The 24,038-nt window shown below is 67.3% G+C and carries 17 protein-coding genes, 3 tRNA genes and 1 pseudogene; 10 read left to right on the top strand and 11 right to left on the bottom strand.

Annotated features, from left to right (window positions below; all coding sequences use genetic code 11):
• Positions 1-3: 3 nt before the first annotated feature.
• A pseudogene (locus VG543_RS01045) lies at positions 4-2,322 on the bottom strand (penicillin acylase family protein); the annotation flags it as partial.
• A 123-nt stretch (positions 2,323-2,445) separates the two neighbouring features.
• Between VG543_RS01045 and bfr the strand changes: the two are divergent.
• A complete protein-coding gene (gene bfr / locus VG543_RS01040; protein ID WP_010486279.1) occupies positions 2,446-2,934 on the top strand; it encodes a bacterioferritin in 489 nt (162 codons plus the stop codon).
• A 330-nt stretch (positions 2,935-3,264) separates the two neighbouring features.
• Here the strand turns inward: bfr and parC are convergent, their stop codons facing one another.
• Positions 3,265-5,508, bottom strand: coding sequence for a DNA topoisomerase IV subunit A (parC, locus tag VG543_RS01035; protein ID WP_021204132.1), 2,244 nt, complete (start codon positions 5,506-5,508; stop codon positions 3,265-3,267).
• A gap of 59 nt (positions 5,509-5,567) precedes the next feature.
• Complete coding sequence (locus tag VG543_RS01030) at positions 5,568-6,449, bottom strand: helix-turn-helix domain-containing protein (RefSeq protein ID WP_026346921.1); 882 nt, start codon at positions 6,447-6,449, stop codon at positions 5,568-5,570.
• Between the two features lie 172 nt (positions 6,450-6,621).
• On the opposite strand from VG543_RS01030, the gene emrR reads away from it, so the two are divergent.
• From emrR to emrB, 4 genes are read left to right on the top strand one after another with little or no spacing between them, the layout of a single operon-like run.
• Positions 6,622-7,065: a multidrug efflux system transcriptional regulator EmrR gene (emrR, locus tag VG543_RS01025; RefSeq protein WP_019659100.1), complete on the top strand. Its 444-nt coding sequence runs from the start codon at positions 6,622-6,624 to the stop codon at positions 7,063-7,065.
• A complete protein-coding gene (emrC, locus tag VG543_RS01020) occupies positions 7,062-8,555 on the top strand; it encodes a multidrug efflux transporter outer membrane subunit EmrC (RefSeq protein ID WP_019659099.1) in 1,494 nt (497 codons plus the stop codon). The genes emrR and emrC overlap by 4 nt, the downstream gene beginning before the upstream one ends.
• 11 nt (positions 8,556-8,566) lie before the next feature.
• Positions 8,567-9,748, top strand: a complete 1,182-nt coding sequence (gene emrA, locus VG543_RS01015; RefSeq protein ID WP_021204129.1) for a multidrug efflux MFS transporter periplasmic adaptor subunit EmrA — start codon at positions 8,567-8,569, stop codon at positions 9,746-9,748.
• Between the two features lie 7 nt (positions 9,749-9,755).
• Entirely contained in the window at positions 9,756-11,342 is a 1,587-nt protein-coding gene (gene emrB, locus VG543_RS01010; RefSeq protein WP_019659097.1) for a multidrug efflux MFS transporter permease subunit EmrB, read from the top strand.
• A 111-nt stretch (positions 11,343-11,453) separates the two neighbouring features.
• On the opposite strand, the gene VG543_RS01005 is transcribed toward emrB, so the two are convergent.
• The 3 genes from VG543_RS01005 to VG543_RS00995 form a co-directional block, all read right to left on the bottom strand.
• Positions 11,454-11,732 carry a hypothetical protein gene (locus tag VG543_RS01005; protein WP_423177496.1) on the bottom strand — a complete coding sequence of 93 codons (279 nt, stop codon included), beginning with the start codon at positions 11,730-11,732 and terminating at the stop codon, positions 11,454-11,456.
• Positions 11,733-12,056: 324 nt separating this feature from the next.
• Positions 12,057-12,141 (bottom strand) — tRNA-Leu (locus VG543_RS01000).
• 50 nt (positions 12,142-12,191) lie between these two features.
• The gene (locus tag VG543_RS00995; RefSeq protein WP_021204128.1) at positions 12,192-13,091 is read right to left on the bottom strand and encodes a LysR family transcriptional regulator; all 900 of its coding nucleotides are present in this window, start codon (positions 13,089-13,091) and stop codon (positions 12,192-12,194) included.
• Between the two features lie 99 nt (positions 13,092-13,190).
• Between VG543_RS00995 and VG543_RS00990 the strand changes: the two genes are divergently transcribed.
• Positions 13,191-13,937, top strand: coding sequence for a sulfite exporter TauE/SafE family protein (locus tag VG543_RS00990; protein WP_087803314.1), 747 nt, complete (start codon positions 13,191-13,193; stop codon positions 13,935-13,937).
• A 56-nt stretch (positions 13,938-13,993) separates the two neighbouring features.
• On the opposite strand, the gene VG543_RS00985 is transcribed toward VG543_RS00990, so the two are convergent.
• Positions 13,994-14,078 (bottom strand) — tRNA-Leu (locus VG543_RS00985).
• 204 nt (positions 14,079-14,282) lie between these two features.
• Positions 14,283-14,367: transfer RNA gene (locus VG543_RS00980), tRNA-Leu, on the bottom strand.
• Positions 14,368-14,621: 254 nt separating this feature from the next.
• Here VG543_RS00980 and rnr point away from each other — a divergent pair.
• The 3 genes from rnr to rlmB all read left to right on the top strand — a co-directional run bounded on the left by rnr (position 14,622) and on the right by rlmB (position 18,381).
• Entirely contained in the window at positions 14,622-16,955 is a 2,334-nt protein-coding gene (rnr, locus tag VG543_RS00975; RefSeq protein WP_423177784.1) for a ribonuclease R, read from the top strand.
• A 94-nt stretch (positions 16,956-17,049) separates the two neighbouring features.
• Positions 17,050-17,544, top strand: coding sequence for a GFA family protein (locus VG543_RS00970; protein ID WP_423177493.1), 495 nt, complete (start codon positions 17,050-17,052; stop codon positions 17,542-17,544).
• 93 nt (positions 17,545-17,637) lie between these two features.
• Positions 17,638-18,381, top strand: a complete 744-nt coding sequence (gene rlmB / locus VG543_RS00965; protein ID WP_019659091.1) for a 23S rRNA (guanosine(2251)-2'-O)-methyltransferase RlmB — start codon at positions 17,638-17,640, stop codon at positions 18,379-18,381.
• Positions 18,382-18,463: 82 nt separating this feature from the next.
• Here the strand turns inward: rlmB and VG543_RS00960 are convergent, their stop codons facing one another.
• From VG543_RS00960 to VG543_RS00950, 3 genes are read right to left on the bottom strand one after another with little or no spacing between them, the layout of a single operon-like run.
• Positions 18,464-19,903, bottom strand: coding sequence for an efflux transporter outer membrane subunit (locus VG543_RS00960; RefSeq protein ID WP_058979458.1), 1,440 nt, complete (start codon positions 19,901-19,903; stop codon positions 18,464-18,466).
• Positions 19,900-21,858 (bottom strand): MacB family efflux pump subunit, encoded by a 1,959-nt coding sequence (locus VG543_RS00955; RefSeq protein ID WP_423177492.1) that lies wholly within the window; start codon positions 21,856-21,858, stop codon positions 19,900-19,902. The genes VG543_RS00960 and VG543_RS00955 overlap by 4 nt, the downstream gene beginning before the upstream one ends.
• Positions 21,855-23,099, bottom strand: coding sequence for an efflux RND transporter periplasmic adaptor subunit (locus tag VG543_RS00950; protein WP_423177490.1), 1,245 nt, complete (start codon positions 23,097-23,099; stop codon positions 21,855-21,857). Before VG543_RS00950 ends, VG543_RS00955 begins: the two co-directional genes overlap by 4 nt.
• Before the next feature lie 204 nt (positions 23,100-23,303).
• Here VG543_RS00950 and VG543_RS00945 point away from each other — a divergent pair, with 204 nt between their 5' ends.
• Positions 23,304-24,032, top strand: coding sequence for a response regulator (locus VG543_RS00945; RefSeq protein ID WP_019659087.1), 729 nt, complete (start codon positions 23,304-23,306; stop codon positions 24,030-24,032).
• The last annotated feature ends 6 nt before the right edge of the window (positions 24,033-24,038 follow it).

Genomic DNA, 24,038 nt, shown 5'->3' with positions numbered 1-24,038 from the left:
TGCCGGCACCAGCGTCATCGTGTGCTGCGCCTTGCCGGGCAGGAACGGCGTCGGCCGCCCATGCACCCAGTCTTCGTGGCCGGCGCCCCAGTACGGCGACAGCGGGTGCCCGCTCTGGCCGCCGGGCATATGCACGATGCCGTCGGCCTCGTGCCCGGGCGAAACCACCATGCGCTCGGAAGCACCGAAGCCCGGCGTCTGCACGCGCGGCATGTCGCGGTCGCCGGGCAGGCGGTCGGCCGGCATGCACAGCCAGTGTTTGGCGATGTCCGGCAGCGCCCGTGCGATGGGGTGGCAGATCGCCGCCGTATTGCGTTCGCCCCAGCTGCGCTTGGCCAGTGGGCCCTGCCTGGCCAGCTCGCTCTCGGTGCGGCGTGCGGCGTCGATCAGCAGCGCATCCCAGCTGTCGAAGGCCGGTGGCAGCAGATTGGCCGGACGCTGCTGCAGCATCGGCCAGGCCACGCCTTCCAGCTGCGCCAGGCGCGGCTCCAGATAGTCATCGCCCAGCTGCGCATTGGCCGGTGCCAGTAGTGCATCGGACAGTGTTGTCATCACCTGCGTACGGAACTCGCGCACCACCCGGTAGCTGACCGAGCTGGCCGAGGCACGGCCGTCCCATTGATGGCTGACTTCCTTCAAACGCTTCAGTACAGGGTCGTCACTGCGCTCGATGACGTCGTGCAGCAGGGCCCACCAGCGCTGCAGGAACACCGCGCGATCGTCGAGCTGGATCGCCAGCAGGTCGTGCTCGTCGAAGCGCTCCTGGATCGCCAGCAGGTCACGGATCTGCCGCGCCCGTGCTCCCAGGTCATAGCCACCGTTGCCGACGCTGGCCAGTGCCTCGCCGTCGAGGACGCGGCCGTTGGCGGTCCACAGGCGGTGGTTGGGAGGATCGATCAATGCCGGTGAAGCATCGCTGCGGATCGGCCACGGCGCACAGTCCTGGTTGTTGCCGGCACTGAAGCCGGCCGGCGCGCAGCCCGGACCGCGATCCGGGCGGGCGCCGATCAGCCGCCAGGCGATGCGTCCGCTGCGGTCGCCGACCACCAGGTTCTGCGCGGGGATGCCAGCGCGGTCGGCGAACTTCAGTGCAGCGTCCAGATCGCCAGCGCGGGCCAGGTCACCGAAGTCCAGCCGCACCGCGCCGGGCAGGTGGGCGACCCAACGCAGCGCGTCACCGCTGCCATCGGCATGGGCGTGCAGGATCGGGCCCCAGGCGGTTTCGCGTACCGGGAACAGCACGTCGGCCTGGCCGGCCACCGCAATCCGCTCTTCATGCACGGTCACCTCGGCATTGGCCGGTTCCGAGCGGTAATCGGCGGTGTCGATGTAGCTGTTGGTGAAGCCCCAGGCCACGTGCCCGTTGCTGCCGACGATCACCGCCGGCAGGCCGGGCAGCGAGAAGCCGGTGACATCGACCTGGCCGCCGGCAGCCTGTGGATCGGGGTAGCGCAGGCGCACGCGGAACCACAGGCCGGGGGCACGCAGGCCCAGGTGCATGTCGTCGGCGACGATCGCGCGGCCGTCGGCGGTAAGCGCCCCGGCCACCGCGAAGTTGTTGCTGCCGACGACGTCGGCTTCTTCCTGCTCGGTGCCCGACTTTCCCTTCAATGTGCGCAGGTCGAGCTGGCTGGCGTCGGGCAGGGCAGCATTGCCGCTCGGTTCGCCGAACAGCGGTGCATCCCATTCGGTACCGTCGTGGGCAATCAGCGCGTAGAGCGCTGGCGGCACCACGGCGCGGATGCGGCTCAGCGCAAGCTCGGTCTGATTGCCCGGATCCTGCAGGTCGGCATACATGGCCAGCCCGGCCAGCACGCTGTCGCTGGCCTGCCAGGGTTGTGGCGATTGCCGCAGCAGCAGGTAGGCCCACGGGCGCACGGAGAGATCGGCCAGGCCCTGATTGACCCCACCGACATAGGCGCTCACCGCTTCGATGTTGTCGCCCAGCGCAGCCTGCATGTTCGCCTCGGTGCGCGCGCGCAGCCGATGCACGCGCATGCGCTTGTCGGCGTCGATGGCCTTCGGCCCGAACAGCGCCGACAGCTCACCGGCGGCGCTGCGGCGCATCAGGTCCATCTCGAAGTAACGTTCCTGCGCATGCACGCGGCCCAATGCGCGCATCGCGTCGGCCTGGCTGCCCGCAGTGATGGTGACCACGCCCAGCGCATCGCGCTCGATGGTGACCGGCTTGGCCAGCCCCGGCAGCGCATGCTCGCCGTCCAGATCGGCCAGGCTGCCGCGCAGCAGCAGCCACAGGACCAGTGCGGTGACCAGCACGATGGCGATCAACACGCCCAGCACCCAACGCCATGTACGTCGCATCGCACGTCCTTTCCGAACTCGTGGGCCGATTGTAGCCGCAGGCGCAACTGCGACTGATTCCGATTAGATCACCGTATTTTGAAATGCGGCACCCTATGCCGCATCGATTCACAGGAGCCCCCCATGAAAGGCAACCCGGACGTCATCGCCTGCCTGAAGGAACTGCTGCGCGGCGAGCTTGCAGCCCGCGACCAGTACTTCATCCATTCCCGCCGCTACGAGGACCAGGGCCTGTTCGCGCTGTACGAACGCCTGAACCACGAGATGGAGGAGGAAACCCAGCACGCCGATGCGCTGCTGCGCCGGATCCTGTTCCTCGGCGGCGACCCGGACATGCGCCCGCATGCCACCGAGCCGGGCAAGACCGTGGAAGAGATGCTGCAGAAGGATCTCGACACTGAATACGCGGTTCGGAACAATCTCGCCGCCGGCATGAAGCTATGCGAAGAGAACGGCGACTACGTGAGCCGCGACATCCTGCTGGCGCAGCTGAAGGACACCGAGGAAGACCACGCCTGGTGGCTGGAGCAGCAGCTGGGCCTGATCAAGCGCATCGGCCTGGAGCTGTACCAGCTGAGCAAGATCGACGGCAACGGCGCCCCGGCGCACTGACCGGCACCGCTTTTTGTAGAGCCGAGCCAATGCTCGGCTGCCTTCCGATAGAGCCGACCGCTGGTCGGCCGCTTTTCGGTAAAGCAGCCGACTGACAGTCGGCTCTACCAAGAGCAAAGAGCAGCCGACCAGCAATCGGCTCTACCAGAAGCACGGCGTTCTGTCGCCCGCCAGCACCGGAGCATCGCCAGCCAGCCTTCGCCAGCGAGCTGCTCCACCGCCCGCCAGCCGACAACGAAAAAGCCGGGGAATGCCCGGCCTTTTCGTGTCTGATCCCCGGCGAGGCGTGTCAACAAAGGTTGACACCCGCCAGGGGCAGGGCCCCAGCTCTCACTCCACCGACAGCCCTTCCACCTTCTGCCAGCCGCGCGGCAGCAGGTGGCCGCGGGTGGCGCGGGCGCCGAGATAGGCGTCGAGCTCGTTGAACTTCAGGCCCATGGTGCGCTGGCCGCTGCGCACCTGCAGGGTCTGCCCCGGGCTGATCGCCACGATGGCGACCACGCGTTCGGTGGCGAGCTTGGCCTTCGGGATCTCGATGATCTTGTTGCCCTTGCCCTTGTCCAGTTCCGGCAGGTCGTTGGCGGCGATCGCCAGCAGGTTGCCCGAACTGGTCACCGCCACGATGCGGTCGGTGGCGACGTTGGCGACCACCGACGGGGTCAGCACCGACGAGCCGGCCGACAGGTTCAGCATCGCCTTGCCGGCCTTGTTGCGGCCGATCAGGTTCTCGAAGCGGGTGACGAAGCCATAGCCGTGGCTGGAGGCCAGCACGAAGCGGGTGTCCGGCTCGGCGCTGGCCAGGGTCACGAAGCTGGTGCCCGGTGCCGGCGAGAAGCGGCCGGTCAGCGGTTCGCCATTGCCACGCGCGGAGGGCAGGGTGTGCACCGGCGTCGAGTAGGCGCGGCCTTCGCTGTCGAGGAACGCGACCTGCTGGGTGCTGCGTGCGCGCACCGCGCCCTGCAGCCCGTCGCCTTCACGGTACGACAGTGCGGATGCATCGACGTCGTGGCCCTTGGCGGCGCGGATCCAGCCCTTCTCCGACAGCACCACGGTCATCGGTTCGCTCGGCACCAGCTCGGTCTCGTCGATGGCCTGCGCCGCCTGGCGCTGCACCAGCGGCGAACGGCGTGCGTCGCCGAACTTCCTGGCGTCGGCGGTCAGTTCGTCGCGGATCAGTTTCTTCAGCTTGGCCTTGCTGTCCAGGATGCCGAGGATCTTCTCGCGCTCCTTGGCCAGTTCATCCTGCTCGCCGCGGATCTTCATTTCCTCCAGGCGGGCCAGCTGCTTCAGCTTGGTTTCCAGGATGTACTCGGCCTGTTCCTCGGACAGGCCGAAGCGCGCGATCAGTGCGGCCTTCGGCTCGTCTTCGGTACGGATGATGTGGATCACCTCGTCCAGGTTGAGGAAGGCGACCAGCAGGCCTTCCAGCAGGTGCAGGCGACGCTCGACCTTCTGCAGGCGGTGCTGCAGGCGGCGGGTCACGGTGTTGCTGCGGAAGGTCAGCCATTCGCTGAGCAGCATCTTCAGGTTCTTCACCTGCGGACGGCCGTCCAGCCCGATCACGTTGAGGTTGACGCGGTAGCTGCGCTCCAGGTCCGTGGTTGCGAACAGGTGGCCCATCAACTGGTCGGCGTCGACGCGGTTGGAACGCGGCACCAGCACCACGCGCACCGGATTGGCGTGGTCGGATTCATCACGGATGTCCTCCAGCCACGGCAGCTTCTTGGCGCGCATCTGCGCGGCGATCTGCTCGATCACCTTCGACGGCGACACCTGGAACGGCAGCGCCGTGATCACGATGTTGCTGGCTTCCTTGGTGAAGGTCGCGCGTGCACGCACGCTGCCGTTGCCAGTCTCGTAGATGTTGCGCAGGTCGTTGGCCGCGGTGATGATCTCGGCGCTGGACGGGTAGTCCGGGCCCTGCACGTGTTCGCACAGGTCGCGCACGGTGGCGTCGGGGTTGTCCAGCAGGTGCAGCAGCGCGCTGACGATCTCGTTGAGATTGTGCGGCGGCACGTCGGTGGCCATGCCCACGGCGATGCCGGTGGTGCCGTTGAGCAGCAGGTGCGGGAGCCGCGCCGGCATCCAGGTCGGTTCCTGCAGGGTGCCGTCGAAGTTCGGTGCCCAGTCGGTGGTGCCCTGGCCCAGTTCGCCCAGCAGCACTTCGGCGATCGGGGTCAGCTTGGATTCGGTGTAACGCATCGCCGCGAACGACTTCGGGTCGTCGCTGGAGCCGAAGTTGCCCTGGCCCTCGATCAGCGGGTAGCGGTACGAGAACGGCTGTGCCATCAGCACCAGCGCCTCGTAGCACGCGCTGTCGCCGTGCGGGTGGTACTTACCGATGACGTCGCCGACGGTGCGCGCGGACTTCTTCGGCTTGGACGCGGCATTCAGGCCCAGCTCGCTCATCGAATAGATGATGCGGCGCTGCACCGGCTTCAGGCCGTCGCCGATGAACGGCAGGGCGCGGTCCAGGACCACGTACATCGAGTAGTCGAGGTAGGCGCGTTCGGCGTACTCGCGCAGCGGCAGTTGTTCGAATCCGTGGAACACGGGACGGGCAAGTTCGGTCATGCGGCGTTGTTACCTATGTCGGGAGGCGGCGACGGCGGTCGCCGCTCGCAATCCTGTGATTATCCGGATGCGGCGGGGGATGCCAAGCCGCGTGCAGGGTCCAGCCCGGTTTCCAGGCCATGCCCGGCCCGCGCCAGGTAGCGCCCAGGCGGCAACCCGAAGTGACGGCGGAACACGGTGACGAACGCGCTGGCGCTGCTGAAGCCCAGTGCGTGGGCGATGTCGGCCACGCTGCGGCCCTCGGTCAGCTGGCGCAACGCCTCGGACAGGCGGGCCTGTTGCCGCCACTGGGCGAAGCTGAGCGTGGTCTCGTCGCGGAAGTGACGGGTCAGGCTGCGCGGCGACAGGCCGGCCCAGTGGGCCCATTCGGCCAGGCTGCGCTCGTCGGACGGGTCGGCCAGCAGCTGCGAGGCGATCTTCAGCAGGCGCCGGTCGTGGGGCATCGGCAGATGCATGCGCTGACGCGGCGCGGTGCGGATCTCGTCCAGCAGCACCTCGATGATGTGCTGGCGCTCGGGCGTGGTGTCATAGCCCAGCGGCCATTCGCAGATGCGCTCGGCCAGCGCCTGCGCCAGCTTGGACAGGCCCAGCACGCAGGGGTCGGCGGGCAGGGTGGCACAGGCGGGTGCGGCCAGCGCCATGCCCCAGCCACGCAGCGGCCCGTCGAGGGTGACCGTGTGCGGCTCCAGAGGCGGCATCCAGCCGGCCGAACCCGGCGCCAACGACCAGGTGCCGTGCGAGGTGCGGGTGGTCAGCAGGCCACGCTCCACGTAGATCAGTTGCGCGCGCTGGTGATGGTGCCAGTCCACCTCACGGACCAGTCCCTGCGGGCTGTCGAAGCGGTAGGCGACCACCGATGGGCCGTCGTTGCGCTCGAACCAGTCCAGCGCGTCGTCGCGCAGCAGGCGCTTGGGAGGGGGAATTTCTGCCTTGTTCATCATATCCGCTGGCTGAAATGTGTCATCCATTGGCTGAATTGTACTACCGGGCCAGCTGACCAGGTCATTAAGGTAGGCGCCTTCACCGATCCAGCCCATTGCTGCAACACAGCATTCGATGCCAGATCGAATATTTCCATTGAGAAATATTTTTTTTGGAAGAGAATGCTCCCCCATGATCTGTCCTGCAACCACTCCCCCCAGCTTCGGCCTGCTGCTGCGCCAGGTGCGCGACGGCCTGGTCCGCCAACTCGACGCGTCCATGGCGGAAGAAGACCTGGGCATCGGCTTCACCCACTACATCGGGTTGAAGGTGCTTTCCAACATGGCGCCGTGCACCGCCAACGAACTGGCCCAGGCCATCGACCAGGTGCCCAGCGCCGTGACCCGGCTGCTGGACAAGCTGGAGGCACTGGGCTGCGTCCGTCGCCAACCGCATGCCCAGGACCGTCGTGCGCTGCAGATCGTGCTGACCGATGAAGGCCGCGCGTTGTGGGCGCGGCTGAAGCTGCGCGGCGACGCGGTGATGGATTACGCCCTGCGTGATCTCTCAACCGACGAGCGCACGCTGCTGCTGTCCCTCCTTACCCGAATCCGCGATTCCTTGACGACCCCATGAACCCGATCCCGCATTTCACTTTCCGCCGGTCCGGGCGCACGCTGCTGGTGTCAGCGCTGGCCCTGGCCCTGGCCGCCTGTGCCAGCAGTCGTGGCCTCAATCCGCAGGGCCACGTGCTGGATGTGGACAGCCTGCACAGCGAACGCACCCTGGCCGACACCGACCTGAGCGCCACCGGCTTCCCGGCGCAGGACTGGTGGAAGGCGCTGGGCGATGCGCAGCTGGACGCGCTGGTCGCCGAGGGCCTGGCCGGCCACCCGAGCCTGGACGCCGCCGACGCGCGCCTGCGCCAGGCCCAGGCCCAGGTCGGCACTGCGCGTGCCGACGAACTGCCGAGCCTGTCGGTGTCTGGTGGCTACACCGGCCTGCGCCTGCCTGAGTCGATGGCAGGCAGCGAGATCGGTGGCCATTACGCCGGCAGCAGCCAGGTCGCCTTCGACTTCAGCTACGGCGTGGACCTGTGGGGCGGCAAGCGCGCCGCCTGGGAAGCCGCCGTGGACGGTGCGCACGCCGCCACCGTTGAAGCGCAGGCCGCCCGCCTGAACCTGTCCACTGGCATCACCCAGGCCTATGCCGACCTGGCCTACGCGTGGCAGCTCAACGACGTGGCCGAGGAAGAGCTGAGCCGTTCGCAGAAGTCACTTGAGCTGACCCGCCAGCGCCGCCGCGCCGGCATCGACAGTGATCTGCAGGTGCGCCAGGCCGAGGCCCGCGTGCCGGCCGCGCAGCAGCAGGTGCAGGCCGCCCAGCAGCGTATCGACGCCGCCCGCACCGCACTGGCCGCGCTGGTCGGCAAGGGCCCGGACCGTGGCCTGTCGATCCAGCGCCCGCAGCCGTTGAACCCGGTGGCGCTGCAGCTGCCTGGGGTGCTGCCCAGCGAGCTGCTGGGCCGTCGCCCCGACATCGTGGCCGCACGCTGGCGCGTTGAAGCGGCCGACAAGCAGATCAAGGTCGCGAAGACGAAGTTCTACCCGAGCTTCAACCTGACCGCGCTGGCCGGCGTGGTCGCCCCGAATGTGAGCGACCTGCTGAAGAGCAGTTCCACCTTCGCCTACATCGGCCCTGCGCTGAGCCTGCCGATCTTCGAAGGCGGCAAGCTGCGCGCCAACCTGGCCAATACCGATGCGCAGTACGACCTGGCGGTGGCCAACTACAACCAGACCGTGCTCGATGCGCTGCGTGATGTGGCCGACCAGGTCAACGCGGTGCGCTCGCTGGCACAGCAGGCGCAGTCGCAGCAGCAGGCGGTGGACACCGCACGCGCTGCCTTCGACCTGGCCCAGCAGCGCTACCGCGCCGGCATCGGCAGCTACCTGGACGTGCTGACCGCGCAGTCCACCCTGCTGCAGTCGCAGCAGCAGCTGGCCGGCCTGCAGTCGCAGCAAGTGCAGTCCTCGGTGCGCCTGAGCAAGGCGCTGGGCGGTGGTTTCCAGCCCACTGACGCCGACCGCGCACCGATCGCCTCCCATTCCGATTCCTCGCATTCCTGAAGATCTCCGACATGAGCCAGACCCAAGACACCGCGGCCCCGGCCGCCCCCAACCGCCGCGGCAACCTGCTGCGCGGCCTGTTCGTGATCGTCGTGCTGCTGCTTGCCGCTTTGGCGCTGTGGTACTTCATGTTCGGCCGTTGGTTCGAAGAGACCGACGATGCCTACGTGCAGGGCAACCAGGTGCAGATCACCCCGCTGGTGGCCGGCACCGTGGTCGCCATCAATGCCGATGACGGCATGCGCGTGGAGCGCGGCCAGCTGCTGGTGCAGCTGGACCCGTCCGACACCGCAGTGGCGCTGCAGCAGGCCGAAGCCAACCTGGCCAAGACCGTGCGCCAGACCCGCGGCCTGTACCGCAGCGTGGAAGGCGCGCAGGCGGACCTGAACGCCCGCCAGGTGACCCTGAAGCGCGTGCGCGAAGACTACGCCCGCCGCAAGGACCTGGCCGCCACCGGCGCCATCTCCAACGAAGAACTGGCCCACGCCCGCGACGAGCTGGCCGCGGCCGAAGCGGCCGTGGCCGGTTCGCGCGAGACCGTCGAGCGCAACCGCGCGCTGGTCGACGACACCGTGATCGCCACCCAGCCGGACGTGCAGGCCGCCGCCGCACAGCTGCGCCAGGCCTTCCTCAACAACGCCCGCGCCGGCATTGTCGCGCCGGTCTCCGGCTACGTCGCCCGTCGTTCGGTGCAGGTCGGCCAGCGCGTGCAGCCGGGCAATGCCCTGATGGCCGTGGTGCCGACCGAACAGATGTGGGTCGAGGCCAACTTCAAGGAAACCCAGCTGCGCCACATGCGCCTGGGCCAGGAAGTGGAGCTGAAGTCGGACCTGTACGCCGGCGACGTGAAGTACAAGGGCCGCATCCAGAGCCTGGGCTTGGGCACCGGCTCGGCGTTCTCGCTGCTGCCGGCGCAGAACGCCAGTGGCAACTGGATCAAGATCGTGCAGCGCGTGCCGGTGCGCATCGCCATCGATGCCAAGCAGCTGGCCGAACACCCGCTGCGCATCGGCCTGTCGATGAAGGCCGAAGTGAGCCTGCGCGACCAGAAGGGCGAAGTGCTGCCGAGTACCCCGGCCAAGGGCACGGTGTTCGACACTGACGTGTATGCCAAGCAGCTGCATGATGCCGATGAGGTGATCCACACGATCATCCAGGGCAACCTGCCGCAGCAACAGGCGAAGGTGGGCTGAGGTCGCCATGTCCGCACAAGCTCCAGCCGCGCCCGGCGCTCCGGGCGCACCGGCGGCGCCGGGTGCGGCCTCCGGGTTCCTGCCGCCCAGCGTCGCCCTGTGCACGGTGGGCCTGGCGATGGCGTCGTTCATGCAGGTGCTCGACACCACCATCGCCAACGTCTCGCTGCCGACCATCGCCGGTAACCTCGGTGCCAGTTCGCAGCAGGCGACCTGGGTCATCACCTCGTTCGCGGTCAGCACGGCCATCGCGCTGCCGCTGACCGGCTGGCTCAGCCGCCGCTTCGGCGAACGCAAGCTGTTCGTCTGGGCCACGCTGGCCTTCGTCATCACCTCGCTGCTGTGCGGCCTGGCGCAGAGCATGGGCATGCTGGTGGTGTCGCGTGCGCTGCAGGGCTTCGTGGCCGGCCCGATGTACCCGATCACGCAGTCGCTGCTGGTTTCGATCTACCCGCGCGAGAAACGTGGGCAGGCATTGGCGCTGCTGGCGATGATCACGGTGGTCGCGCCGATCTGCGGGCCGATCCTCGGTGGCTGGATCACCGACAACTACAGCTGGGAGTGGATCTTCCTGATCAACGTGCCGCTGGGCATCTTCGCTGCCTTGGTGGTGGGCAACCAGCTGAAAGGGCGGCCGGAGCAGATCGAGAAGCCGAAGATGGACTACGTCGGCCTGATTACCCTCGTGATCGGCGTCGGTGCGCTGCAGCTGGTGCTCGACCTGGGCAACGACGAGGACTGGTTCGCGTCGATGAAGATCGTGGTGCTGGCCTGCGTGGCCGTGGTGACGCTGACGGTGTTCCTGATCTGGGAGCTGACCGACAAGGATCCGATTGTCGACCTGAAGCTGTTCCGGCACCGCAACTTCCGCGCCGGCACGCTGGCGATGGTGGTGGCCTACGCGGCGTTCTTCAGCGTGGCGCTGCTGATCCCGCAGTGGCTGCAGCGTGACATGGGCTACACCGCGATCTGGGCGGGCCTGGCAACGGCGCCAATCGGCATCCTGCCGGTGATCATGACCCCGTTCGTGGGCAAGTATGCATCGCGCTTCGACATGCGCATGCTGGCCACGATCGCCTTCATCGTGCTGTCGATGACCAGCTTCCTGCGCTCGAACTTCAACCTGCAGGTGGACTACATGCACGTGGCCGGCGTACAGCTGATCATGGGCATCGGCGTCGCGCTGTTCTTCATGCCGGTGCTGCAGATCCTGCTGTCGGACCTGGATGGGCGCGAGATCGCGGCGGGCTCCGGCCTGGCCACGTTCCTGCGTACGCTGGGCGGCAGCTTCGCGGCGTCGCTGACGACGTGGCTGTGGGCGCGGCGCACCCAGGTGCACCATGCCGACCTGACCGAGCATATCTCGGCCTATCAGCCGGGCATGCAGGACCAGGTCACGGCGATGGGGCAGGGCGACCTGCAGCACGGCGCAGCGGTACTGAACAACATGATCAACCACCAGGCATCGCAGATGGGCTTCAACGACATCTTCTTCCTGCTGGGCTGGATCTTCCTGGCGATCATTACGTTCCTGTGGCTGGCCAAGCCGCCATTCGGCGCAGGTGCGGGTGCGGCCGCCGGTGGTGGGCACTGAAAACTCCCTGGAAACACGTGCTGTATTTTGACCCCGCCGCAAGGCGGGGTTTTTGTTTGTGCAACGTGGGTCGCACGGGCCCTGCCGTTGGGGGAGTGCAGCGGCGCAGGTTCAGCGCGTGCGATAGACGCGCTTGAACACCACCCGATCACGGAACAATCGGGAAATGGCCCACATTCCCGCCACAAGTACGGCGCCGCACGTGATCCAGCCGGCAGTGGCCTGCAATCGGCTGCCGACCAGCGCGCCGCAGATGATGGCGGCGACAAAGACGAACATTACGGCCTCCTTCGATGCGCCGTAGTGGGCCTCGGCCTGGCATCCCACGCATACGCGTACGCCGTGGTTCGAGCCGGTGTGGCAGTGAGGGCAGATGATGCTGCGCTGCATTGGGGCATCCTTTGGGGAAAGGGGGGGGCGCTGGTCCGGTCGTGTCGATAGACCTGCAACCGGCTCCGGTAAATCTGCCTCCCACCGAAAAGGAATCGGGTGGATCTCGACTAGGAAAAGTACGAATTGAACGGGGAACGTGAAATGCGCCCCAAAAGGGGGGCGTTCAAGGTCTGGTGACGGCGCGCCGGGGGGAGGTATACACCCGCAGGCGACGCCCGGGTGGTGCGAGATACGACAGTCCGAGTGGCGGTTGCGATGCCACGCTCGCCAGGCCCCGGAAACGAAAAAACCCGCTTTCGCGGGTTTGATCATCTTGAGTCGTGGTGCCCAGGAGAGGACTCGAACCTCCACGGTTTTACCCGCTAGTACCTGAAACTAGTGCGTCTACCAATTCCGCCACCTGGGCGACTCAGGAGATGAATTGTGCGGGACGGCAGAGGATGTGTCAACAACATTTCACAGCTTTTTCTGCGGCTGCACGCCCAGGTGAAGCAGCAGGCTGCGCATTGCCGATGACAACTGCGCCCACTCGGCAAAACAGGCGCACAGGCGACGCTGTGCCCACGCATCGGCGAGCGGTACGGCGACGGTATGCGTGCTGCGCCGGTGCTGGCGGGCGATGGTCCGCGGCACGATGCCGATACCAATGTCGTGGCCGACCATGATGCACACCCCTTCGAAGGTCTTCATGCGGATGCGCACGTCCAGGCGCCGCCCGATGTCGCGCGCCTGGTCTTCGATGTAGGCCTGCAGTGCATTGCCGTCGGCCAGCGCGACGAAGGTCTCGCCGGCAACATCGGCGAAGGCCAGGCTGCGCCGCGATGCGAGGCGATGGTCTGCGGGCAGCAGCATCACCAGTGGATCTTCGGCGACCACGTGCTGCTGCAGGCCGGCAGCGTCGACCGCATCACTGATGATGCCGGCCTCGGCCTGGCCAGCGTTGATCGCACGCACGACTTCGGGGCTGGTGCGCTCCAGCAGTTCCACGTGCAGGCGCGGGCGTTCGGCCAGCCACGGTGCCAGCCGCGAAGGCAGGTAGTTGGTCAGTGCTGCGGTGTTGGCATACAGATGCAGTGTGCCGCGCGCGCCGTGCGCGAACGCCTGCAGTTCACCGCGCAGCTGCGCCTGCTGCTGCAGGATCAATCGTGCATGGTGGGCGAGGGCGGCGCCGGCTTCGGTCAGGCTGACGCCGCGGGGGTGCCGGTTCAACAACGCGGTGCCGGCATCGGCTTCGATCGTGCGCAGGCGTTCGCTGGCCGACGCCAGTGCCAGGTTTGCCTGCGCTGCGCCGGCCGTGATGCTGCCCGCCTCGGCAATCGCCAGGAACAGGCGCAGGTCGGCGATATCCATCCGCATGTGATGCCCTCATCGCAACGGCTGCGCCTTCGGATCAGCCGAAGGCAAGGCCGGAAACACCGCATTGTGCGCCGAGCGGCCGGCCGATCCAATGAAGGCATGAATGAATCGATGTACTTCTACGTGCTGCTGGTGGTGGTGTTCGTGCTGGCCGGTGTGGTCAAGGGTGTGACTGGGATGGGGTTGCCGACGGTGGCGATGGGGCTGCTGGGCAGCACGCTGTCGCCGGTGTCGGCGGCGTCGATGCTGTTCATTCCCACCTTCGTCACCAATGCGTGGCAGCTGTTGTCCGGGCCGTCACTGGACCGCATCGTGCGGCGCCTGTGGCCGATGATGCTGGCCGTGGTGGTGGTGACGCTGGGCTCGGCGGCGCTGCTGGTGCGGGTCGATCGCACTTGGTCGCGCGTTGCGCTGGGCGTGGCATTGGTGGTCTATGCCGCCTATGCGTTGCTTGCGCCGGTGTTCCGCGTGCAGCAGCGGCGCGAGCGTTGGCTGGGGCCGCTGGTGGGGGCGTTGTCGGGCGTGGTGACCGGCGCCACCGGCGTGTTCGTGATGCCGGCGGTTCCATACCTGCAGTCGCTGGGGTTGCAGCGCGAGGAGCTGGTGCAGGCGCTGGGGCTGGCGTTCACGGTGTCAACGATTTCGCTGACCGCCGGCCTGGTGCTGCACGGCGCATTCGGCATCCAGCAGCTGGGGCTGAGTGCGCTGGCGGTGCTGCCGGCATTGCTGGGCATGTGGCTGGGGCAGGTGATCCGGCAGCGCATCAGTGCGCGGGTGTTCCGGGGCTGCTTCCTGGGTTTCCTGCTGTTGCTCGGGCTGGAGCTGGTGCTGCGGCCGCTGCTCTGATGCCGGATTCCGGGCATGAAAAAACCCGCTCTCGCGGGTTTTTCTCATTCTCGACGTGGTGCCCAGGAGAGGACTCGAACCTCCACGGTTTTACCCGCTAGTACCTGAAACTAGTGCGTCTACCAATTCCGCCACCTGGGCGTCGAGGAGCGAGATTATGGGGTGTTGTTATGGGGGTGTCAACACTTTTTCTGGATCCGGTGTCGGACCCCGTTTCGCGTGCGGAGCGGGCTCTGACCCCATCTCAATCGCTTGGGTCGGAGCCCTTTCCTTCGGAAAGGAATTCGACCCCGCTGCTGGATTGCAGGCAAAAAAAATCCCCGCCGAAGCGAGGAGTTTTTTCGTTGGTGCCCAGGAGAGGACTCGAACCTCCACGGTTTTACCCGCTAGTACCTGAAACTAGTGCGTCTACCAATTCCGCCACCTGGGCGTTCCAGAGGCGCAATTGTGAAGATGAATCCGCAGGCTGTCAACGACTTCCTGAATATTTTCCACGCCAGGCCTTCAAGACGGCCACTGACCCGTTCTGCACGCCGTCAACGGCTACCATGTGGGGCGATGACTACCAAAAAACCAAGCAAGGGCGGGAGCACCTCCCGCGGCCAGGCCCCCAAGAAGGGCGCCAAGGCGGGCACGGCCCGCGCCACCAAGCCGGGCAAGCCGTTGCCGGGCTGGTTCCCTGAATTGAATGAAGGCGGCGCACCGCCGCGTGGCCGCAAGGTCCCCAGCAGCGACGCACCGGGCCCGGCCCCGGGCCGCAAGTTGCCGCCGACCGGCAAGGTGATCGACGATCCCTATGCCGCCCGCGAAGCAGAGAAGTACGAACAGCCCATCGCCAGCCGCGAAGCCATCCTGGCCCTGCTGGAGCGTTGCGAAGGGCCGCAGACGGCAGAGGAACTGGGCGCACGCCTGGGCCTGACCGCCCCGGACCGTGCCGAAGCACTGTCGCGCCGGCTCGGCGCCATGGTCCGCGACGGCCAGCTGGTGCAGAACCGCCGCGGCGGCTTCGCCCCGATCCAGACCCTGAACCTGGTCACCGGCGTGGTGATCGCCAACCCGGAGGGGTTCGGCTTCCTGCGCCCGGTCGAGGGCGGCGACGACCTGTTCCTGCCGCCGTATGAAATGCGCAAGGTCATGCACGGCGACAAGGTGCTGGCCCGCGTGACCGGCATCGACCACCGTGGCCGCCGCGAAGGCAGCATCGCCCGCGTGCTGGAGCGCGGCATGACCCGTCTGATCGGTCGCTTCAGCGTCGAGATGGGCATCAACTACGTGGTGCCCGACGACAAGCGCGTGCAGCGCAACGTGCAGGTGCCGCCGGACCAGACCGGTGGTGCGCGCGACGGCCAGCTGGTGGTCTGCGAACTGACCCAGGCGCCGGACAGCCGTCGCCCGCCGATCGGCCGCATCATCGCCGTGCTCGGCGACAAGCTGACCGCCTCGCTGGTGGTGGAGACCGCCATCCACGGCCATGAACTGCCGTTCGAGTTCCCGCAGGAAGTGCTGGACGAAGCCGCCTCGGTGCCGCTGGTGGTCGAGCCGGCGATGATCGGTGACCGCGTGGACCTGCGCAGCACGCCGCTGGTCACCATCGACGGTGAAGATGCCAAGGACTTCGACGACGCGGTGTACTGCGAGCCGAACGCCGATGGCTTCCGGCTGGTGGTGGCGATTGCCGATGTCTCCAACTACGTCCGGCCCGGCACGCCACTGGACGAAGAGGCGCAGAAGCGTGCCACCTCGGTGTACTTCCCGGGCTTCGTGGTGCCGATGCTGCCGGAGACGCTGTCCAACGGCATCTGTTCGCTGATGCCGAAGGTCGACCGCATGTGCTTCGTCTGCGACATGCAGATCGACCGCGACGGCCTGGTCACGCATTCGCGCTTCTACGAAGCGGTGATGAACTCGCATGCGCGCCTGACCTACACCCAGGTGTGGAAGGCGGTGGGCGAGGACGATGCCGATACCAAGGCCTGGATGGGTGACCTGCTGCCGCAGGTGCAGCGCCTGCACCAGCTGTACAAGGTCCTGTCCAAGGCGCGTGCCAAGCGTGGCGCCATCGAGTTCGAAAGCAGCGAAGTGCGCTTCGTGCTGGACAACCGCGGTGAAGTGACCCAGGCCGGCATGCTGGTGCGCAACGACGCGCACAAGCTGATCGAGGAATGCATGATCGCGGCCAATGTGGAGGCGGCGAAGTACCTGCTGTCGCGCCATGTGCCGGCCCCGTACCGCATCCACGAGAAGCCGCCGGAAACCAAGTACGCCGACCTGCTGGAATTCCTCAAGGAGTTCAAGCTGAGCCTGCCGCCGTGGTCGAAGGTGCGCCCGGGCGATTACACCAAGCTGCTGAAGAAGATCCGCGACCGCCCCGATGCCACGCTGCTGGAATCGGTGCTGCTGCGCAGCCAGAGCCTGGCCATCTACAGCCCGGAAAACCACGGTCATTTCGGCCTGGCACTGGAGGCGTACGCGCACTTCACCTCGCCCATCCGCCGTTACCCCGACCTGCTGGTACACCGCGCGATCAAGCACGCGTTGTCCGGCAAGCCGCTGGACAAGTTCACCTACAACGCGCGCGAAATGGCTGCGCTGGCGCTGCAGTGTTCCGAGCGTGAGCGCCGTGCCGACGAGGCCGAGCGCGAGGTCGACGAGCGTTACCGCGCGGCGTGGATGGAAAAGCACGTGGGCGGCCAGTTCGACGGCGTGATCAGCGGCGTGACCAGCTTCGGCCTGTTCGTGGAGCTGGATGAGTCGAAGGTGCAGGGTCTGGTCCACGTGACCCAGCTGCCGCAGGACTATTACAAGTTCGACGCGACCCGCAAGACGTTGACCGGCGAGCGCCGCGGCGGCAGCTACCGGTTGGGCGACCGCGTGCGCATCCTGGTGCTGAAGGCCAGCATGGAAGAGCGCAAGATCGACTTCCGCCTGGTCGAGCACAAGGGTGAGGACGAGGGCGATGGCCTGCCGCCGCTGCCGGAGCGTGGCAAGCCGGCCAAGCGGAAGAAAGAGAAATATTGATGACCGTGGTAGTGCCGGCCGCTGGCCGGCATCCATGGCACTCTCGGCACCGACGGGTTGCCGGCCAGCGGCCGGCACCACCAGGAGACATCGCATGCAAGGCCAACCCGAATACAGCGGCGGCTGCCAGTGCGGCGCGATCCGCTTCCAGGCCCGTGGCGAGCTGACCCACAGCTCGATCTGCCACTGCCGCATGTGCCAGAAGGCCTTTGGTGCGTACTACGCGCCCTTGGTGTCGGTGCGGGGCGTGCAGTTCAGCTGGACCCGCGGCCAGCCGCGTTATTTCCAGTCCTCCAACGTGGTGCGGCGCGGGTTCTGCGCCGACTGCGGCACGCCGTTGACCTACGAAGCGCCCGATGGCGTGGCGGTGGCTGCCGGTGCGTTTGACGAACCCGAACGCCTGCCGCCGACGATCCAGTACGGAGTCGAGCGCAAGCTGCCCTTCGTCGACAGCCTGGCCAGCCTGCCGGCGCGACTTACCGAGGAAGACATCGCCGCGCTGGATTTCCTGGCCACGATCGTGTCCCACCAGCACCCCGACCACGACACCCCGCACTGGCCGCCGCGCAGCCGTTCAGCCGGGGGATGAACGGCCGGTAGCGCCGGGCCATGCCCGGCGAGCGCGAAGCGCGGCCGCCGCCGATGCTCTACCATAGCCACCCCCTTTCCGGTCCCCGCCCGCATGAGCAAGAACAGCCAGTGGATTGTCGGCGTCAACGCCGTCGCCTCCTCCATCGAGAACGACGCCGAGAACGTCCGCGAAGTGCTGGTCGAGGCCGGTGCGAAGAACCCGCGCCTGACCGAGATCGAGGAAAACGCCCGCCGCAAGGGCATCGACGTGCGCAAGGTGAACAGCCAGGCGCTGGACGGTGTCGGCGGTTCGGTACGCCACCAGGGCGTGGCCGCGCGCTATGCCGCCGCCCGCACTTACAGCGAGAACGAGCTGGAAGGCCTGGTCACCGCAGCCGAGGGCAAGGCCCTGCTGCTGGTGCTGGACGAGGTGCAGGACCCGCACAACCTCGGCGCTTGCCTGCGCTCGGCGGCTGCCGCAGGCGCCACTGCCGTGATCATCCCCAAGGACAAGTCGGCCACGGTGAACGCGACCGTACGCAAGACTTCGGCCGGTGCCGCCGATCTGATCCCGGTGGTGGCGGTGACCAACCTGTCGCGCTGCCTGAAGGACCTGCAGAGGCAGGGCGTGTGGATCTATGGCCTGGCCGGCGAAGCCACCGCTTCGCTGTACCAGCTGGACCTGAAGGGCAACATCGCCCTGGTGCTGGGGGGCGAGGCCGATGGCCTGCGCCGCCTGACCCGTGAGAACTGCGATGGCCTGGTCAAGATCCCGATGCCGGGTGAGATCGAGAGCCTGAATGTCTCCGTCGCCGCCGGCGTCAGCCTGTTCGAGGCCGTGCGCCAGCGCGGCTGATCTGTAGAGCCGAGCCCACGCTCGGCGATCGCATACCCGATCAAGAAAGCAGCCGAGCATGGGCTCGGCTCTACAGAAGGCGCTAACCCGCGCTGCCGCCCAGCGCCTTGAACAGGGTCACATCGTTGTTCAGCTGCCCCTGCCGCGCGCGCGCCAGTGACAGCTCGGCATCGCGCCGGGTCTGCTGCGCTTCCAGCCAGGTGCGCAGGTCGGTCGCGCCCACGCGGTAACGCACTTCCTGCGCGCGTTCCACTTCCACCGCTTCGTCATACGACGCCTGCGAGGCCGCCACCTGCCGCGCCAGCTGCTCGCGTGCCGACAGCGCGTTGTCCACTTCCGAGAGCGCGGTGTACAGCGTCTTGCGGAAGTTGGCCGCGGCGATCTGGTAGGCGGTGCCGGCGATGTCGGTATCCAGCTGCGCGCGCTGCAGGTTGAGGAACGGCAGTGACAGGCCCGCGCCCAGCGTGGCCACCGGATTGCGCAGCACATTGCCTAGCGAGGTGGCGCTGGAACCGAGGCTGCCGGTCAGGCTCAACGCCGGGTAATACTGGGTTGCCGTGACCTTGATCGTTTTCAGGCTGTTGCGCAGGCGCAGCTCGGCCGCGCGCAGGTCGGGACGGCGGCCCAGCAGGTCGGCCGGCAACCCCTCGACGATGTCCGGGCTGCGTGCGCCCAGCAGGTCCTGCGGTTCGTCCTGCTGCGGCCAGGGCGTGCCATCCAGCAGTACGGTCAGTGCATTGCGCACTTCCACCCGCTGCTGTTCCAGCGCGCTCTGCGCCGAGCGCTGCGACTGCAGGTTCTGCAGCGCCTGGCGCACTTCCAGGCGCGATACCGCGCCGGCGTCGAAGCGGGCCTGCACCAGTTCGCGGGTACGTTCCAACCGCTCCAGGTTGGCCTGGCCGGTGGCGATGGACTGGTTGAGATAGGCCAGGTTCCAGTACTGGGTGATGGTGTCGCCGATCACCAGCAGCGCGGTGTTCTGCCGGTCTTCCTCGCTGGCTTCGGCTTCCCAGCGGGCGATGTCGCGCTGGGTGCGCAGGCGCCCCCACAGGTCCACTTCCCAGCCCAGCGAGACGCCGGTGGAATAGCTGCGGCGCCAGTCATCGGCCTGGTCGGTGGCGCGGCTGGCACTGCCGCTGACGCCCGATGACGAAGGCTGCGGCCACAGCGCATTGCTGGCCAGGCCGGCCTGCAGGCGTGAACGCTGCACGGCCAGGCCGGCGGCGGCCAGATCGCTGTTGGCGGCCAGCGCCTGCGCCACCAGACGGTCGAGGCGTTCATCGCCGAAGCCGGTCCACCAGGTGTCCTGCCGGATGTCGCGGCCGGGTGTATCCAGGCTGCTGCGCGGGCCGTCGGCCGGTGCATTGAGGGTGGCATCGCCACGCCCATACTGCGCCGCCACGGCCGGGTCATGCACCGGATAGCGGCCGACGGAGGCGCAGCCGGACAGGGCGAGTACAACCGCACCGGCCGGCAGCAGGTGCCGGGGAGCGGGGAAGGGCAGTCGGATCATCTTCTTCATTCGCGGGCCAGGGCCTCCACCGGATCGAGTTGTGCGGCGTTGCGTGCGGGCAGGAAGCCGAACGCCACGCCGATCAAGGTCGAGCAGGCGAACGCGGCAACGATCGAGGCGGTGGAGAACAGCACCTGGAAATCGCTGGCGAAGCGGCCGATCATCGAGCCCAGCAGCAGCGCCAGGCCGATGCCGAGCACGCCGCCGAGCAGGCACACCAGCACCGCCTCGATCAGGAACTGCTGGCGGATATCACTCTGCCGTGCACCCACCGCCATGCGCACCCCGATCTCACGGGTGCGCTCGGTCACCGACACCAGCATGATGTTCATCACGCCGATGCCACCGACCAGCAGTGCGATGGCGGCGATGGCACCGATCAGCAGGGTCATCGTGCGCGTGGTCTGCTCGATGGTCTGGCGGATCTCCGCGCTGTTGCTGAGGAAGAAGTCCTCGGTGCCATGGCGCAGGGTCAGCAGGCGGGTGATTGCTTCCTGCGCCGCATCCATCGGTGTGTCGTCGTCCACGCGTACGGTGATGCTGGAGACGTGGCTCTGGCCGAGCATGCGCGACATCACCGTGGTGTACGGCACCCACACGCTGAGGCTGGTACTGCCACCGAAGCCGAAACTCTGGCGCTTGGCCACGCCGACCACGCGTGCCGGCACGTTGCCGAGCAGGATCACCTGTCCGACCGGGTCGACATCGGGAAAGAACTGGGTCTGGGTGTTCTCGTCGATCACCGCCACCTGGCCCAGGCCCTTGACTGCATCGGTATCGAAGAAGCTGCCGCTGAGCAGAGTCACGCCCTTGACCCGGAAGAACTGCTCGCCGACGCCGCTGACCTGGGCGGTCGACGACTGGTTGCGATAACGCGCGGTGACCGAGGTCGATACGCTGGGGGTGGCGCTGTCCACGTAGCTCTGCTTTGCCAGTGCATCGGCATCGCTGGCCTTGAGCGTCTGCACCCGGGCCGAGCGCATGTCGCCGAAACCACGGCCGGGATAGACGTCGATGGTGTTGGTGCCGAGCGCGCTGATGTTCTGCAGGATCTGCTGCTGCGAGCCGTTGCCCAGCGCCACCACCGACACTACCGAGGCGATGCCGATGATGATGCCGAGCATGGTCAGGAAGGTCCGCAGCCGATGGGCGTTCATCGCCAGCAGCGCCATGCGGAACGCTTCGGAGAAGCGGTCTCGGGCCGCCCGCCAGCTGTTGCCGTGGGCGGCCCCGGTACTGGCTTCGCGCTGCGCACGGTAGGCCGGCGCATTCGGGTTGGCGCGGTCGGCGATGATCTCGCCATCGCGGATCTCGATGATGCGCTGTGCGTGCTGGGCCACGCTCATGTCGTGGGTGACGATGATGATGGTGTGGCCTTCGGCATGCAGTTCGCCGAGGATCGCCATCACTTCCTCACCGGATTTCGTATCGAGCGCGCCTGTGGGTTCGTCGGCCAGGATCACCTCGCCGCCGTTCATCAGCGCGCGTGCGATCGACACGCGCTGCTGCTGGCCACCTGACAGCTGGCCGGGCTTGTGATGCATGCGGTCGCCCAGGCCCAGGCGTTGCAGCAGCTGCTCGGCACGCGCATTGCGCACTGCGCCCGGGCTGCCGGCGTACACCGCCGGCACTTCCACATTGCCGCGCGCGTCGAGGTCGCCGAGCAGGTGGTAGCGCTGGAAGATGAAACCGAAATATTCGCGGCGCAGTTCGGCCAGTTCGTCCGGCGCCATCTTTCCGGTCTCGCGGCCGGCCACCTGGTAGCTGCCGCGGGTGGGGCGGTCGAGGCAGCCGAGGATGTTCATCAGTGTCGACTTGCCCGAGCCGGACTGGCCGACGATGGCGACCATCTCGCCAGCATGGATGTCGAGATTGACGTCGCGCAGCACGGCGATCACATCATCACCGGCCGGGAACTCGCGTCGCAGGTCGCGCAGGCGCAGCAGCGGCGCCGTCGTGCTCATCGGCGCGGACCCATGCCCGGGCCGCCGACCCGCATCTGCATGCCGCCTCGGTTCCCGCCACCGGCACCGGCCGCAGCTGCACTGGCCTCGCCGACCACCACGCGCTCGCCTTCCTTCAACCCGGACAGGATCTCGGCGGAGGCGCCATTGTTGATGCCCACCGTGACCTTGCGCGGCTGTGGCTGGCCCTTGTCGTCCAGCACCCGCACCATGCGCTCGTCGCCACGGCGCTTCGGCCCCAGCGCCACCGCCGGCACCATCAGCACGCCCTTGGCCTGCTTGAGCAGTACCGAGACCTGCGCGGTCATGTCGATGCGCAACGTGCCGTCCGGATTCTCCACGTCGAACAGCGCGTTGTAGTAGACCGCGCTGCTGGAACTGGAACTGGACGAACTGCTGGAGCTGGAGGAGCTTTCGTTGGCGATCGAGGCCGGCGCCGGATTGATCTGGCGCAGCGTGGCGTGGTACTTGCGGTCCGGGTCACCCAGCGTGGTGAAGTACACCGGCATGCCGGGCTTGATCTTGACCACGTCGGCCTCGGAGATCTCGGCATTGACGGTGACCACGTCCAGCCGCGCCAGCATCACGATGGTCGGTGCGGTCTGGTTGGCGTTCACGGTGCGGCCTTCCTCCGCCACCACCGCCACCACGGTGCCGTCCATCGGCGCGGTGATGCGGGTGTAGGCCAGGTTGGCGCGGGCGGTGCCCAGTTCTGTTTCGCGGCCCTTGATCTGCGCCTCGTAGGACTGCAGCTGGGCACGGGCGGTCTTCAACTGCGCCTCGGCGGCATCATATTCCTGGCGCGAGGTGGCTTCGGCAGCCAGCATCTGCTGCTGCCGCGCGAATTCCAGTTCGGCCTGGCGCAGGGTGGCCTGCTGCACGGCGCGCTGCGCGGTGACCTGGTCCAGCGAGGCCTGCGCGTTGAGCACCTGGTTCTGCTGGGTGGTGGCATCGATCTCGGCGATCAGGTCGCCTTCCTTCACGGTGTCGCCCAGCTGTACCTTCAGCGACTTGATCTGGCCCGAGGCCTGGGCGCCGACGCTGACCAGCTTGTAGGCGTCGATCACACCGGTGGCCTCCACTGTCTGCTCGATGTCACCACGGCTGACGGGCGCGGTCGCCACCGCCGGGACGGCCGGCTTGCGCAGCAGCCACCAGGCGGCTGCAACGACGGCAAGGGCAAGCAGGGCGACCAGTATCAGGCGACCCCGGCGGGTCGCGGGCAGCAGGCGGAACGTCACGTCGTGGCTTCACTCTCGGGGCCGCGCGGGCGGCGTTGGCGGGCATTGTGAAGACCGGGCGACAGGCGGCTCAATCCTCGGGGTATGTCTCTATGTAACACTGTCGGCAAACAGGCGTAACCACAGGTATCCCGACCATCGGTGGATACACTGGTACGCATTGCCCCGGATGCGGTTCAGCTGCCGACACGGGATGATCGCGACATGGAGACTGAAAACACGATGCATCGACTGCTGATCGTCGACGACGACAATGACATCCGCACCCTGCTGGCCGAGCAGCTCGGCCGCGCCGGCTATCAGGTGAGCACGGCGGCTGATGGCACCGCCATGCGCCAGCTGCTGGACCGTGAGCACGTGGACCTGATCGTGCTCGACCTCAACCTGCCGCGTGAGGATGGCTTGACCCTGTGCCGCGACCTGCGCGCGCGCTCGAACACGCCGGTGATCATGCTGACGGCTCGTGCCGAGCCGATTGACCGCGTGCTGGGCCTGGAGATGGGCGCCGATGACTACCTGGCCAAGCCGTTCGAGCCGCGCGAGCTGCTGGCGCGCATCCGCAATGTGCTGCGCCGGACCGAGGCGCTGCCGGCCAACCTGGAGCCATTGGCGATTCGCCGTGCGCGCTTCTCGCGCTGGGTGTTCGACCTGGAACACCGCCATCTGGTTGACCCGGACAACCGCGTGGTGGTGCTGTCCGGCGCCGAGTTCCGGCTGCTGCGGGTGTTCATTGCCCATGCCAACAAAGTGCTGTCGCGCGAGCAGCTGGTCGCGCTCAGCAGCGGGCGCAATTACGAGGCACAGGACCGTGCCATCGATCTGCAGGTCAGCCGGCTGCGCAACAAGCTGGGCGACGACGGTGGCCCGGATGGGCTGATCAAGACCGTTCGCAACGAAGGCTATGTACTGGCCTCCTCGGTGAACCTGGAATAGGCCGCG

Origin of the sequence: Stenotrophomonas sp. CASM101 (genome assembly GCF_049384845.1) — a bacterium.
GTDB lineage: Bacteria > Pseudomonadota > Gammaproteobacteria > Xanthomonadales > Xanthomonadaceae > Stenotrophomonas > Stenotrophomonas hibiscicola.
This window is presented reverse-complemented; position numbering and strand designations above follow the sequence as displayed.